The organism is Cribrihabitans pelagius (genome assembly GCF_048820915.1).
Lineage (GTDB): Bacteria > Pseudomonadota > Alphaproteobacteria > Rhodobacterales > Rhodobacteraceae > Cribrihabitans_A > Cribrihabitans_A pelagius.
Window position 1 is genome coordinate 1 of the sequence record NZ_JBMERR010000004.1, and the last position, 13625, is coordinate 13625.

The 13625-nt window shown below is 65.5% G+C and carries 15 protein-coding genes and 1 tRNA gene; 11 read left to right on the top strand and 5 right to left on the bottom strand.

The features are described from left to right. The first annotated feature begins 162 nt into the window (after positions 1-162). The 4 genes from ACOHX0_RS04620 (at position 163) to ACOHX0_RS04635 (ending at position 3040) form a co-directional block, all read left to right on the top strand. Entirely contained in the window at positions 163-561 is a 399-nt protein-coding gene (locus ACOHX0_RS04620; RefSeq protein WP_420675513.1) for a TraM recognition domain-containing protein, read from the top strand. Beyond that, complete coding sequence (locus ACOHX0_RS04625) at positions 548-898, top strand: hypothetical protein (protein ID WP_420675514.1); 351 nt, start codon at positions 548-550, stop codon at positions 896-898. The genes ACOHX0_RS04620 and ACOHX0_RS04625 overlap by 14 nt, the downstream gene beginning before the upstream one ends. Positions 899-1100: 202 nt before the next feature. Beyond that, entirely contained in the window at positions 1101-1448 is a 348-nt protein-coding gene (locus ACOHX0_RS04630; RefSeq protein WP_420675515.1) for a hypothetical protein, read from the top strand. Continuing rightward, entirely contained in the window at positions 1445-3040 is a 1596-nt protein-coding gene (locus ACOHX0_RS04635) for a recombinase family protein (RefSeq protein WP_420675725.1), read from the top strand. Before ACOHX0_RS04630 ends, ACOHX0_RS04635 begins: the two co-directional genes overlap by 4 nt. Here ACOHX0_RS04635 and ACOHX0_RS04640 read toward each other — a convergent pair. Continuing rightward, positions 3003-3078: transfer RNA gene (locus ACOHX0_RS04640), tRNA-Thr, on the bottom strand. The genes ACOHX0_RS04635 and ACOHX0_RS04640 overlap by 38 nt on opposite strands. A gap of 167 nt (positions 3079-3245) precedes the next feature. On the opposite strand from ACOHX0_RS04640, the gene ACOHX0_RS04645 reads away from it, so the two are divergent. Together ACOHX0_RS04645 and ACOHX0_RS04650 are read left to right on the top strand one after the other, a co-directional pair. After that, the gene (locus tag ACOHX0_RS04645; protein WP_420675516.1) at positions 3246-4133 is read left to right on the top strand and encodes a hypothetical protein; all 888 of its coding nucleotides are present in this window, start codon (positions 3246-3248) and stop codon (positions 4131-4133) included. 145 nt (positions 4134-4278) lie between these two features. Beyond that, positions 4279-5268 carry a hypothetical protein gene (locus ACOHX0_RS04650; protein WP_420675517.1) on the top strand — a complete coding sequence of 330 codons (990 nt, stop codon included), beginning with the start codon at positions 4279-4281 and terminating at the stop codon, positions 5266-5268. Between the two features lie 24 nt (positions 5269-5292). On the opposite strand, the gene ACOHX0_RS04655 is transcribed toward ACOHX0_RS04650, so the two are convergent. Then, positions 5293-5706, bottom strand: a complete 414-nt coding sequence (locus ACOHX0_RS04655; protein ID WP_420675518.1) for an SDR family NAD(P)-dependent oxidoreductase — start codon at positions 5704-5706, stop codon at positions 5293-5295. 16 nt (positions 5707-5722) lie between these two features. Next, positions 5723-5926, bottom strand: a complete 204-nt coding sequence (locus ACOHX0_RS04660; protein WP_420675520.1) for a darcynin family protein — start codon at positions 5924-5926, stop codon at positions 5723-5725. Between the two features lie 209 nt (positions 5927-6135). Between ACOHX0_RS04660 and ACOHX0_RS04665 the strand changes: the two genes are divergently transcribed. Together ACOHX0_RS04665 and ACOHX0_RS04670 are read left to right on the top strand one after the other, a co-directional pair. Then, positions 6136-6762, top strand: coding sequence for a TetR/AcrR family transcriptional regulator (locus tag ACOHX0_RS04665; RefSeq protein WP_420675522.1), 627 nt, complete (start codon positions 6136-6138; stop codon positions 6760-6762). A gap of 110 nt (positions 6763-6872) precedes the next feature. Further along, positions 6873-8165 (top strand): O-acetylhomoserine aminocarboxypropyltransferase/cysteine synthase family protein, encoded by a 1293-nt coding sequence (locus tag ACOHX0_RS04670; RefSeq protein WP_420675523.1) that lies wholly within the window; start codon positions 6873-6875, stop codon positions 8163-8165. Between the two features lie 67 nt (positions 8166-8232). On the opposite strand, the gene ACOHX0_RS04675 is transcribed toward ACOHX0_RS04670, so the two are convergent. After that, a complete protein-coding gene (locus ACOHX0_RS04675) occupies positions 8233-8949 on the bottom strand; it encodes an SIMPL domain-containing protein (RefSeq protein WP_420675524.1) in 717 nt (238 codons plus the stop codon). Positions 8950-9128: 179 nt separating this feature from the next. Here ACOHX0_RS04675 and ACOHX0_RS04680 point away from each other — a divergent pair, with 179 nt between their 5' ends. After that, on the top strand, positions 9129-11705 hold the full coding sequence (locus tag ACOHX0_RS04680; protein WP_420675525.1) for a hypothetical protein: 2577 nt from the start codon (positions 9129-9131) through the stop codon (positions 11703-11705). A gap of 190 nt (positions 11706-11895) precedes the next feature. On the opposite strand, the gene hppD is transcribed toward ACOHX0_RS04680, so the two are convergent. Beyond that, complete coding sequence (gene hppD, locus ACOHX0_RS04685) at positions 11896-12996, bottom strand: 4-hydroxyphenylpyruvate dioxygenase (RefSeq protein ID WP_420675526.1); 1101 nt, start codon at positions 12994-12996, stop codon at positions 11896-11898. Here hppD and ACOHX0_RS04690 point away from each other — a divergent pair. Then, positions 12995-13171, top strand: a complete 177-nt coding sequence (locus ACOHX0_RS04690) for a hypothetical protein (protein ID WP_420675527.1) — start codon at positions 12995-12997, stop codon at positions 13169-13171. The two genes, hppD and ACOHX0_RS04690, sit on opposite strands and share 2 nt — an antisense overlap. Continuing rightward, entirely contained in the window at positions 13164-13619 is a 456-nt protein-coding gene (locus ACOHX0_RS04695) for an Lrp/AsnC family transcriptional regulator (protein WP_420675528.1), read from the top strand. Before ACOHX0_RS04690 ends, ACOHX0_RS04695 begins: the two co-directional genes overlap by 8 nt. The last annotated feature ends 6 nt before the right edge of the window (positions 13620-13625 follow it).

Below are 13625 nucleotides of genomic sequence, written 5' to 3' on the forward strand. Positions count from 1 at the left end.
CTCCATGATCAGCTGTAAAACTGCCTCCGCGACGGCACGCAAAAAGTCGCCGCCATCTTGCTTTGCGAGAAGCTCGGAAAGGTCCATGTTGGTCTTGGTCATCGGGGTCTCCGTGTGGGTCGTGGTTGAAGCGTCGAAACTCCACCTCGACCATACACCTCGATGGCCACCCAGGATCACACCGTTGAAGGCGCGGAAATTACACCACGTGCTCGGACACTAACGTTTGCCAATATGGGCAAGCTCGCAGGGCTTACTGAAAGCCTGACGGCATTGCCGGGCCTGGGGGTGCGGGTCTGGGCCTTCGTGCAGGAGCTTTCCGAGCTGGTGCGGCTTTACGGCCCGCATACGGCAAGAACGGTGCTCTCGCAGGCTGAGGTCAAACAGTTCTTCGCGGTCAGCCGCCTGCCACCGCTCAAGGCGCAGCGCATCCCGTTCTGGGAAGTCAAGCCCTGGGCGGGCTGGGCCACCCCCAACCCGGTCGAGGGAAAGACACCGCTCGCCGCGCCGAAACTGCGGCTGGAATACAAACTGAAAGGCAAAAGCAATGAAAGAGTATGAGGTAAGAGTGCTCGGCACGCCGCCGCAGGAGCCGCACGGCCCGCACGGCAGGCGGTTTAGGCGGAAACTGCGCAAAGCAGTCCGCGCCGTATTGCTGCGCCCACGGCGGCTGGTGCTGGCCGGAATGGCAGGCTTCGTCCTTATCGCCGGAACGCCGCATATCGGCTGGGATTACCAGTGCCGCCACCCCATGCGCGGTCCCGGTTCCTGCAGCGCCGTCGGCTGGTGCGCCTATTACGGCATTCAGGGACGAAGGATCGCAGTCCCGTCGCATGGATCGCAATGCAGCCCGATCAAATTGCTGCCGCTGGACTGGAACGGAACAGGGGGAGACTGACAGATGCCCTTACTTAGCTGAAGCGCGCGTGTGAACCGAAGGAACGGGAGCGTGAGGCAAGCGCAAACCCTTGCTCACACAGGGATAGCGCCAATGACGGCGTCGCGCCGTTCCGTGTCATAAAGTTTGCGAAACATCCAACAGTTGTGCTATAATGAAGATGTATAACTATATGTTGTACATCTCCTGAAAGGTAGGAGAGATGAGAGACGAGATGAATGGCGTGGGCCGGGGCGGCCTGCGCGGCAGCTTCGATGGTCCTGCGCGGCCTGTCGTGAGCGTCGATATTGAGAAATATCAGGCCCTGCTGGACGCACCGGGCCTCACCGATGAGCAGAAAGAAGAGTTCCTTCAATCTTTGTGGTCCGTCATCGTTAGCTTTGTCGAACTCGGCTTCGGTGTCCATCCAATGCAAGAAGTCTGTGGACAAGACCCTGCAGACGGGGCCGGGCGTCCCAAAGACGCCTTCGATCAGGTAGGATCAAGGGAACCTGAAAGTGACAAACCACCAACAGATGCCGGTCCTGATGGCAGTCTGGAGGCAAAATGAACAAATGCGTTAACAAAAGCACAGACACGCGGCAGGCTGTGATTTACTGCCGCGTGTCCAGCGCAAAGCAGAAAATCGAAGGCAGCGGGCTTGAAAGCCAGGAACATCGCTGCCGCCAATATGCCGAAGCAAACGGCTATGAGGTCGAAGCAAACGGCTATGAGGTCGAAGCTGTGTTCCCCGATGATGCATCGGGGGGCGGCGACTTCATGAACCGCCCCGGCATGGTGGCGCTGCTGAGTTATCTCGATGCGCAGCCCGGCAAGGGCTATGTCGTCATCTTCGATGATCTCAAGCGCTTTGCCCGCGATACAGAGTTCCATATCAAGCTGCGCCGTGAATTTCAAACGCGCGGCGCCCGGATCGAGTGCCTGAATTTCAGGCTGGACGACTCGCCCGAAGGTAAGTTCGTGGAAACGATATTCGCCGCGCAGGGCGAACTGGAGCGCGAGCAGAACCGGCGGCAGGTAATCCAGAAAATGAAGGCCAGAGTCGAAAAGGGATACTGGGTGTTCCCGCCTCCTGCCGGATACAAATATGCCTGCGACCGTATCCACGGAAAGCTGCTGATGCGTGACGAGCCCATTGCTTCCATCATCCAGGAAGCGCTGGAAGGCTATGCCAGCGGGCGTTTCCGCTCGCAGGCCGAGGTCAAGCGGTTTCTGGAATCCAAACCCAATTTCCCCAAGCACTTTCCCAACGGCGAAATCAGGGCGCAGAAGGTCACGGACCTGGTGACAAACCCGATCTATGCCGGTTGCGTGGAACTGCCCAACTGGAACGTGTCGCTTCGCAAGGGGCAGCATGAAGGTCTTATTAGTTTTGAGGACTTTGAACGTATTCGGGCGCGCCGCATGCAGCGGCCCGTTACGCCTGCACGCAAGGATATCAATGCCGATTTCCCGCTCAGGGGCTTTGTGATGTGTGATGATTGCTGCCAGCCTATGACCGCTTGCTGGTCGAAGGGCAGGTCTAGCCGCTACCCCTACTATCTGTGCGATACCAAGGGGTGTGAAAGCTACCGCAAGTCCGTCCCGCGGGCGAAAATTGAAGACGGCTTTGCCGACATCCTGCAGACCATTCAGCCAACACAGAACCTGTTCAAGGTCGCGCGGGCGATGTTTATCGACGCATGGAACATGCGTGAGACAGAGGCCTTGCACGACCAGCAAATGCTGCGCGACAAACTCACCGACATGAACAGGCAGATCGAACGCTTGCTGGACCAGATTCTCGATGCCTCCAATCCGAAGCTGGTTTCTACCTATGAAGCCCGCCTAGAAAAACTTGAGCGCGAGAAGCTTGTTTTAGGCGAGCGGATTGAACGCGCCGTGCCGCCCAAAGGCAGGTTAGAGGAATTTATCGAAGCGGCGCTGGATTTTCTGGCAAGGCCCTGGAATATATACGAAAATGGGTCACTGCTACTTAAGAGAACAGTGCTTAGACTGGCGTTTTCAGAGCCTTTGAGATACTCCCGGAAATCGGGTTATCGAACCGCTAAAACCACCTTTCCTTTCAAGGTGTTAGCGGGATTCAACAACCAAAAAAGCGAGATGGTGCCCCCACACGGACTCGAACCGCGGACCTACTGATTACAAATCAGTTGCTCTACCAGCTGAGCTATAGGGGCCTTGGCGAGGGAATTAGCGGCTCCGGGGGCTGCGTGCAAGATGAAAAATCAGCTCCTGGCCGACAGTTGAACCTGCCCCTGGCGGCCAGCGGTGCCTGGGCGGTTTGACCTTTCGGGGCCGCTTCAGTAAGGCTCGTGCATCCAAACCGCACAATCAGGTCCAATTCATGCAGGTCATCCTCCACTGCGGCGCGCATGCCACCGAAGAAGACCTGCTGCTGAAATCGCTGCTGAAAAACACCGGCGCGCTGGCGCGGCAGGGCACTCAGGTGCCGGGGCCGGGCCGCTACCGGACGCTGCTGAGGGAGTGCGTGGAAGCGCTGGCAACCGGCCGCCCTGCCCGGGACGCATCAGACGTGCTGTGGGACGCAATCCTGGAGGGGGGCCAGGCCCGCCGCGCCGTGCTGTCCAATCCGCATTTCTTCGGCTCGCAGCGCCACGGGCTGGCAGGCAGCCAGCTCTACCCGGAGGCGGAGACCCGGCTGCAGGCGCTGCAGGCGCTGTTTCCCGGCGACCATCTGGAAGTGTTCCTGGCGCTGCGCAATCCAGCCTGTTTCCTGCCTGCGCTCCTGGCCAAGGCCGCCCCGGCGACGCGCCGGGATCTTCTGGCGGGCTGCGATCTGGCGGCGCTGCGCTGGTCGGAGCTGCTCACGCGGATGCGCGCCGCCGCCCCAGGCATCCAGCTGACGGTCTGGTGTTTCGAGGACATGCCGCTGCTCTGGGGCACGGTCCTGCGCCGCATGGCGGGACTCGCCCCCGAAGCGCGGCTGCGCGGCGGGCTGGATCTGCTGGCGGCGCTCATACCAGGCGCCGCAATGCAGCGGCTGCGGGCTTTCCTGGATGCGCACCCCGAAATGCAGGAGCCCCACAAGCAGCGGGTCTTTGCCGTCTTCCTGGAGAAATACGCGCTGGAGGAGGCGGTCGAGGTGGAGCTGGACCTTCCCGGCGGGAGTGACGCCCTCGTGGACCAGCTCACCGCGCTTTACGAGGCCGACCTCCAGGCGATCCGCAGCCTGCCCGGGGTGACGCTGATCGAGCCCTCCGCCGGGGTGTGATGCCCCTGCCGCCCGGCTTGGGCTTTTGCCCCGCGCCGCGCCGCCTTATAGCTGGGAGCAAGACGCCGGTGCCGCATCGGCAGTTGCTGCCCGTCCGCGGGCGGTGCAGGGACGGTCAGACGCGCAGCCGGCAAAAGGGGCAGCTATGGCAGATGACAGCTTCAACGTGATGATCGTTGGCCAATCGGGCCGGCTGCAATACGAGGCGCTGCTGTTTGCGGCCTCGCTGCGCCACGCTTCGCCGGGGTTTCGCGGCCGGCTCTTTGTTGCGGTGCCGCAGCCGGGGCCGCTGTGGGAGAAGGATCCGTCGATCCGCAACAGGGAGGTGCTGGCCGCGCTGGAGCATCTTGGCGCGGAGATCCTGCCGTTTCAGTCCCGCGTCTTCGGTGCCGCCTACCCCTATGGCAACAAGATCGAAGCACTGCTGGCGCTGCCGGAAGGCGCGCCCTTCGTTTTCTTCGACACTGACACTCTGATCACCGGCGAGCTCGCCTCGGTGCCTTTCGACTTCACCCGCCCCTCCGCTTCGCGCCGCTGCGAGGGCACCTGGCCCAGGCCGACACTCTACGGACCGGGCTATGACGGCATCTGGCGGGCGCTTTACGACCGCTTCGGGCTGGATTTCGAGTCCAGCCTCGACCGCAACCAGCCCGCGGAATTCTGGCAGCGCTACCTCTATTTCAACGCCGGCTTCTACTACGGCGCCTGCCCGCGCGCCTTCGGACAGCGCTTTCTGGACTATGCGCAATCGATCCGCGATGCGCCGCCGCCCGAGCTCACCTGCCAGACGCTCGATCCCTGGCTCGACCAGGTGGCACTGCCGCTGGTGATCCACGCGCTTGGCGGCAGCCGCGGCGCCCTGCCCGCGGGCTATCTCGATGGCGCGGTGAGTTGTCACTACCGGCTGTTTCCGCTGCTTTATGCGCGCGAAGAGGACCGCGTGGTGCAGCTCCTGGAGGAGGCTGCGGCGCCCAACCGGATCAAGAAGGTGCTGAAGCAATACGAGCCGGTCAAGCGCATGGTCTACCAGGGCCGCGGCCACAAGGTGCGGGCGCTGTTCGACCGGAACGCCCTCCCCCAGCGCGAGCAGGCGATCCGCAACCGGATCAAGGCGGCCGGGCTCTGGATGCGCTGAACTGGCCGCCGGGTCCCGCCCGCTTCAGCCGCCCCGCAAGAGGCGCTGCGGCAGCCGCGGCGACAGCGCCGCCAGAGGCGGCAGCAGCTCAGTGCTCAGATGCAGCGGCGCGGTCAAATTCACCTCGATCTCCGCGGCTATCGCCTCGGCCCGGCCTCCTGCCGACGGGCGAAAGAACGCCATCTTCGCCTGTATTCCTGCGTTGTTGATCAGCCCGCCCAGGGACGCATATTCTGCCGCCACACGACCGGTCAGCGCGCGGCGCTGCGCGGCCAAGGACAGATCGCAAGGCAAGGCGACAATCTGTCCTCGGCCGCCTTGCGCCAGCTCCTCCAAGGCCGCCGCATCGCGGGCCACGGCAAGAACCGTTACCCCTTCGGCGACCAGCAGATTGCACAGCGCTCTGCCGATCCCGCGGGTGGCGCCGGTCAGCAGCACTGGTGATTTGATATCACTACCCATGCTGCGCTGTCCCGAACTGGCGGAAACCGTTCTCATATGCCGCGATGATCTCCACCACACTAAAATACCCCCTGGCAATCAAGGCTGTATCGCGCAGGCGCTCGATCGCGAAGTAATAGTCCTGCGGCGTCTCCGCCTCGATCACCGCCACGTCGGACACGCGGGCGGTGAAAGCCTCGGCATTGTAGAAGCGCAAGCGCGCGGCAGGTCCGGAAACGCCGTGGCCAGCGCTTCGGAGGCTACGCTGCCGCGTCGGGCGCGGTCCAGCTGCAACCACTCCGGGCTGACCATCAGCAGCAGGAAAACGGTGAGTTTCATGGCAGGGTCCTTTTCGTCTGGGTGTCCCGCCGGCATTATGAGACTTTGCTCACATTCCCTGCTCGCCTTCCCGGAAGGAGCCCCGCGATGCCGCATCCGCCAAGGAAACAAGCCCGCCAGGCCCGCGCCAAGGCCACCGAAGCGGCGATACTGGAAGGTGCGGCTCGCATTCTGGAAACTGGCGGCGCGGCAGCACTGACCACCAATGCAATTGCCGCCCGGTCTGGCGTCAGCAACGGCTCGCTCTACCAGTATTACCCGAACAAGCAGGCCATCGTGGCGGCGCTTCTGCAGCGCGAACGGCAGGCGCTGCTTGCGGCGGTGCAGGCGGTCACCAGGGCGGAAGATGTTGCTGCCGCACCGCGGGAGACATTGCAGGCGCTGATCGGCGTCGCAGTTGCGCATCAGTTCACCCGTCCGCGGCTGGCGCTGGAGCTGGAGCACCTCGAGCGGGGGCTGGATCTCGACGACGAGATGGCCGGGCTGGCGGCTGGACTGGCCGCCGAGGCGGAAACCGTGGTGCGGGCCTGCCACCCGGCGCTGGACAGCGCGGCGGCGCGCGATGCGGTCACGCTCTGCCGCGCGCTGGCAAACGCCGCCGCCTTTGAACAGCACAGCACGCCGGAAGCAATTCACGAGCGCGCGGCCTGCGCTGTCTTTGGCTACCTCGACGCCCGCGCCCGGCCAGCCGCCGCCATCCCCGGCAGCGGCTAAGCCTGCCCCGGACAAACGGCCAGACTGCCGCATCTGCACCGGTTAGCGTTGCCAGTGCGCCCCGGCTGTCCTACAGCTTTTGCAAGTGTTTAAAATAGGGAGACCCGCTCATGTCAGATGCTCCGGCCTATGGCTTTGACACCTTGCAGATCCACGCCGGCGCCAAGCCGGACCCGGCCACCGGCGCGCGCCAGACGCCGATCTACCAGACCACATCTTATGTGTTCCGCGACGCCGACCACGCCGCCGCGCTGTTCAACCTTCAGGAAGTGGGCTTCATCTACTCGCGCCTGACCAACCCCACCGTCGCAGTGCTGCAGGAACGCATCGCCACGCTGGAAGGCGGCGTCGGCGCGGTCTGCTGCTCCTCGGGCCATGCGGCGCAGATCATGGCGCTGTTCCCGCTGATGGGGCCGGGCTGCAACGTCATCGCCTCGACGCGGCTTTACGGCGGCACCATCACCCAGTTCAGCCAGACCATCAAACGTTTCGGCTGGTCGGCTAAATTTGTCGACACCGACGATCTGGAGGCGGTGAAGGCCGCAATCGACGAGAACACCCGCGCCGTGTTCTGCGAATCCATCGCCAACCCCGGCGGGTATGTGACCGACATCCCCGCGCTGGCCGGAATTTCCGACGCGGCGGGCATTCCGCTGATCGTCGACAACACCTCGGCAACGCCCTACTTGTGCACCCCGATTGCCCAGGGCGCCACGCTGGTCGTCCATTCCACCACCAAATACCTCACCGGCAACGGCACCGTGACCGGCGGCTGCGTGGTGGACTCGGGCAAGTTCGACTGGTCGGCCAGCGATAAGTTCCCCTCGCTCGCAGCCCCCGAGCCGGCCTATCATGGGCTCAAGTTCCACGAGACCTTCGGGCCGCTGGCCTTCACCTTCCACAGCATCGCCATCGGCCTGCGCGATCTCGGCATGACGATGAACCCGCAGGGCGCGCATTACACGCTGATGGGGATCGAGACGCTGTCGCTGCGGATGCGCAAGCATTGCGAAAACGCCGAAAAGGTGGCGGGCTGGCTGGAGCAAGACGCCCGTGTCGATTATGTCACCTACGCCGGGCTGCCCTCCTCGCCCTATTACGAGCGCGCCAAGGAGCACTACCCCAAGGGCACCGGCGGGCTGTTCACCTTTGCGGTGAAGGGCGGCTACGAGGCCTGCATCAAGCTGGTGGATTCGCTGGAGATCTTCAGCCATGTGGCGAACCTCGGCGACACCCGCTCGCTGATCATCCACTCGGCCTCCACCACCCACCGCCAGCTCACGCCGGAGCAGCAGGAAGCTGCGGGTGCCGGGCCGGGTGTGGTGCGTATCTCGATCGGCATCGAGGATGCGGACGACCTGATCCGCGATCTCGACCAAGCCCTGGCCAAGGCCTGCGGCTGAGCCGCACCCGGTAAAGTCACATATGGCCGGGCGCGCGCGTGCCCGGCCTTTTGTGTTGCCGCAGGCTCTATTCGGCTGCGGGCTCCAGCAGGTCGAAGACCACGGTGACACTGTGGGTGAAGCTCAGCTCGCCCGCCTCCACCGGCATCGCATCCGCCATCGCCATCTCCCGCGCCATCATCGGCCGCCCGCCGCCGCCGCCGTTTTCGCTGATCGAGCGCACCGGCCCCAGCTGCATCTCCGCCGCCTCGGCCAGCTGCCGCGCCTTGCGCATCGCGTCACGCACCGCATCGCCGCGGATCTTGTCCTTCACGGCCGTAGGGTCGCCGACGGCAAAAGTCAAACCCTGGAACTGGTTCGCCCCGGCGCTCAGCACCTCATCCAGCACCGTGCCAAGCCGCTCCAGATCGCGTACCCGCACCAGCAGCGTGTTGGAGGCCTCGAACCCGGTGATCTCCCGCCGGTGGCCCTCGCCCTGGGCGCGGGATTGGCTCCAGACCGGATGCATGGCGATGCTCTGGGTCTGCATGTCCTCCGGCTGAATGCCCGCCAGTTTCAAATCGGCAATCACTGCACTCATCGCGTCCGAGACTGCCGCCATCGCCTCCGCCGCCTCTGCCGCTTCCTCGGTCACGCCCAGCGTGATGGTGGCCAGCTCCGGCGCCACCTGCGCCCGGCTCTCACCCGTCACTGTCACTTGCCGCAGCGGCAGCTCTTCTGCCGAAAGACCGGGCGCGGCCAGGGCCAAGGCAAGGGCGGCGGCCAGAAGTCCTTGTGGTTTCATGCGAAATGCTCCTTCTCAATGCCTCCCCTAGATGGGAGCGGCAAACCCCCGCTTGCAAGATGGCTGGCCCGTCTTTTCCTTTAACTCGGCAGGGAGCTGCTTTAAGGTCTGCCCGCAAGGCCCGGGGCGCGCGGTACAGGCAATGTCAGACCGGCACGGGCGGCAAGGATTTGGATGGTTTGACCGCACTTATGACACCGGGCTTCGCTCTCTTTCTGTATCCCGAAAGCATCACCCTGCGCGCCCGCACCAATGAGAGCGGCTGGCAGGACGTCGGCAGCACGCGTTTTGCGGTGCCGGATCTGCCTGGCGCGCTGGCGGCGCTGCGGGAAAAGGCGCAGGCCGACGGGCCTGACGCCCTGCAGTGTGCATTGGTGCTGCCCGCGGAGATGATCCGCCATCTCACTATCGAAACCGGCGAGGTTGATACCGTCGAACGGCGCGCGCAGGCGGAGAAGGCGCTGGAAGGCGCAACGCCCTATGCGGTGGCGGAGCTGGTCTTCGACATTAGCGCGGAAGGCGCGCTAACCCATATCGCCGCCGCCGCGAAGGAGACGCTGGCCGAGGCCGAGGGCTTTGCCCGCGCCCATGGCTTCACCCCGGTCAGCTTCACTGCCGAAGCGGAAGGCACCGCTTTCAAGCAGCCGCCGGTCTTCGGCCAGTGCAAGGCAGTCGAGGCCGCCGGCCAACGCCCGGCCGCGGACGTGCAGGAGGAGGCACAGGCACTCGAGGCGCCTGCCGCGCGCTCCTCTGACGCCGCTGAACCCGCTGAACCCACTGAACCGGCCGCGGCACAGGAAGCGGAGGCACAGCCCCTGCCGCCTGCCCCGCCCGCACCCGGCGCTGAAGTCACGGACGCGGCCGCGCCGGCGAATGCCGCCGGGCCGGAAGACCCGGCACCTGCGCCGGACGCTGTCCTCACGCCCGCAGCGCAGTCTGACAGCCAGGCCGCAGCGGATCAGGCCAGCCCGGCCCCTGCCGCTGTCCCCGAACCCAATGCGGACCCCGGCTTCACAAGCCGCCGCAGCAAACCCAAGGAGACGCAGGCCCCGGCCCAGCCCGCCGCCCCGCGCAAGGCGGCGGCCGCGCCCGCCATCCCGCCCGCGCCGGAGCTTTCGGCACCGGGCACCGCTCAGGCGCCGTCGGCTCCCGCGCCTGCCGCCATCCCGCCGGCCCCCGGCCTGTCCGCGCCTGTCAAGGCTGCGCGGACCACGCCCCGTCCTGCCCCGGCACAGCCGGCCGCTCCCGCGGCTGCGACGCCGGTGCCGCCGCCTTCCGCAGTTTCCGCGGCGAAACTTTTGCAAGCCCCCAGCGCAAAACCCGCAATGGAAAACACCGCCTCGGAAGCCCGCGCGCCCGCGCAGCCGCTCGCCCGGTTCCTTCCGGCAGCCCTGCGTGGCCTGCCCCGCTCGCGCAGTTTGACGCTGTCCGCGCTGGTGCTGCTGGCGGTCACGGGGGTCTCAGTGATGGCCCTGGTCTCCGGCAGCGGCCCCGAGGAGTCCGCCAGCCGCAGCACCACGCCGGACGCCGGCCCTGCAATGGCAGCGGATGCCGGCAGCAGCCGCCTGTCAGGCGCCAGCGGCGCCGAGGGCGGGGAAGAACCGCCGATTGCCCCGCAGGTGGGCGTTCTGGCCGACCTGCCCGACCCGGGCCTGCGCGAAACGGGCGAGAGTGCGGACGGTGCCGATCCGGACGCGCCGCAGAACGGCGAGCTGGCCTTTGAGGCCGACAGCGTTGAGACCAGCGCCCCGGAAGAGGCTGAAACAGCAGCTGAAGCCAGGGACCCGGAGCAGCTCGCCTTCACCCGCGCCGCGCAATATGCTGCCACCGGCATCTGGCAATCGCCGCCGGAAATCGCCGCCCCCGCCGCCCCCGCGGGCCCCGAGGCAGGCTCTGACGGCATCTTTGTCGCCTCCATCGACAATGGCGAGCTGTCGCAGGACGCCGTGGCGCTGCCGCCGGCGGAGAGCTTTGCCGCCGACACCGCACCGGACTCGCGCGCTTCCCCGGCCGCACCCGGCTCCACCTTCGAACTTGACGCGCGCGGTCTGGTCAAAGCCACGCCCGAGGGCGCTCTGAACCCTGACGGAATCAGAGTCTACCTAGGCCGCCCCAAGGTCGTGCCGCCGCGGACGCCAGACCGCCCCGACCCGGCCTCCGAAGCCGCTGCCGAGACCGCCGCGCGCGACCTTGTGCTGTCGCAAAAACGCCCGCGCGCGCGGCCGGCCGACCTGGCCGAGACGGCCGAACGCGCGCAGCTCGGCGGGTTCAGCCGCGCCGAATTGGCCACGCTGCGCCCGCGCCCGCGCCCTGCCAGCCTGAAACCCGCCAACGAGGACCGGCTGCCCGCCACCGCCCAGGCGGTGCGCAGCTCGCCGGTTCCGCGCGCCCGGCCTGCAAACTTCGCCAACCTGGTCGACCGCGCCCGCCGCAATGCGGCCAACGCCGCCAGCACGGTGCAAGCGGCCGCCGTGCCCGCCGCCGCCGCGGCACCGGCGCCGCGCATCCCCTCCAGCGCCTCGGTTGCCCGCCGCGCCACCACCGGAAACGCCATCAACCTGCGCAAGCTGAACCTGATCGGCGTTTACGGCACGCCCTCCGACCGCCGCGCCCTCGTCCGCCTGCCCTCGGGCCGCTACAAGAAGGTGAAAGTGGGCGACCGCATCGACGGCGGCCGGGTGATCGCGATCGGCGAAAGCCAGCTGCAATACCAGAAGAGCGGCCGCAACCGGACCCTGGAGATGCCGAACAGCTGACCCCGCCCCGCGGCGCTTCCCGCGCGCAGGCGCAACCCGCCAGACCGCAGCAAAAAACCGGACCCGCATCGCAGGCCCGGCCGATCCCGAGGGACATGGCACCGGTTTGGACGGTGCCGGGGATCTCGGCGCTGGGGGACCGAAGGCCGGGGGGGACGTGGCCCCCGGTCCCGGCGCCTAACCCGCCGCCTTACCCGGCGGCTTCGATCTCGCCGTTTTCGATCTGCTCGCGCTCGATCGATTCAAACAGCGCCTTGAAGTTGCCTTCGCCAAAGCCGTCATCGCCCTTGCGCTGAATGAACTCGAAGAAGATCGGCCCGATCACGGTCTTCGAGAAGATTTGCAGCAGGATCCTGGTCTCGCCGCCATCGACCACGCCTTCGCCATCGATCAGGATGCCGTGTTTCTTCATCCGCTCGAGCGGTTCCTCGTGGCCTTGCACGCGCTCATGGCTCATGTCGTAATAGGCTTCCGGCGGCGGCGGCATAAAGGTGATGCCGCGGGCCGAGATCTCGTCGGTCGAATCATAGATGTTCTCGCTGCCCACGGCGATGTGCTGGATGCCCTCGCCCTTGTACTTCTTGAGATAGGCGACGATCTGCCCGGTCTCGCCGCGGTCCTCGTTGATCGGGATGCGGATGCGGCCGCAGGGCGAAGTCAGGGCGCGGCTGAACAGGCCGGTGTACTTGCCCTGGATATCGAAGAAGCGGATCTCCTTGAAGTTGAACAGCTTTTCGTAGAACTTGAACCACTTGTCCATGTTGCCCTTGTAGACATTGTGGGTCAGGTGATCGAGGTAGTAGAAGCCGACGCCGCGCGGCTTGGACTGCTTCAGCCATTCGAACTCCGCGTTATAGGGCGAGGTCTCGTAATACTGGTCGATGAAGTAGATCAGCGAGCCGCCGATACCCTTGATCGCGGGCACGTCCATGGTCTTGCCGGGGCCCTCGTAAGGCTCGGCGCCCTTGGAGACGGCATGGTCGAAGGCTTTCTGCGCATCCGCCACGCGCCAGCCCATAGCCGGGGCGCAGGGGCCGTGCTCGGCCACGAACTGCTCGGCAAAGCTGCCGGGTTCGGCGTTCAGGATGTAGGTGATGTCGCCCTGCTGCCACAGCTCGATACCGGGTTTGTCCTTATGGCGGCCGACCAGCTCATAGCCCATCTTGGTGAACAGGCCGCGCAGCTCCTGCGGCTCGGGGCTGGCGAATTCGACAAACTCGAACCCGTCGGTGCCGGCCGGGTTCTCTTCGGTGATCTCGGATTTCGGGGCGTTGTGCGGGAACGGGCCCATGCTGGTTCTCCTTATGGCCGGGGTCGGCTGGAACAGCCTGCCGGGGTGGCTTTTGCTGCATCGAGAATACCAAATTTCAGATGCAGAGTTTGCGCGTTCTTGCTATTATCCTGCGTGGTTTTCGCGTGTTTCCCGCGTGAAATGGCTAAAAAACGGAGAGTTTCCGCATGCTTGATCCGGCCGATCTGAAGCTCCTCGCCGCTCTGCAGAAAGACGCGCATCTGACTGCGCAGGAACTGGGCGAGCTGCTCAACCTGTCGTCCAGCCAGGCCGGGCGGCGCCGTCAGCGGCTCGAGGCGGAGGGGTATATCACCGGCTATGCCGCGCGGCTCGATCCGGCCCGGCTGGGGTTGTCGGTGCAGGGGTTCATCCAGGTGCATCTCGCCAGCCACGGCCCGGCACAATCGGCGGGCTTTGCCCGGCTGGTCGCCAGCCGTGCTGAAATCACCTCGGCCTGGACGATGACAGGCGAGGCCGATTACCTGCTGCGCGTCTACTGCCCCGGGCTGCAGGCGCTCAATACGCTGATCCATGAAGTCCTGCTGCCGCATCCCGGCGTTGCGCGGGTGCAGAGCCAGATCGTCATGGCGCAGTTAAAACAGGACGGGCCGCTGCCGACTTAACCCTCC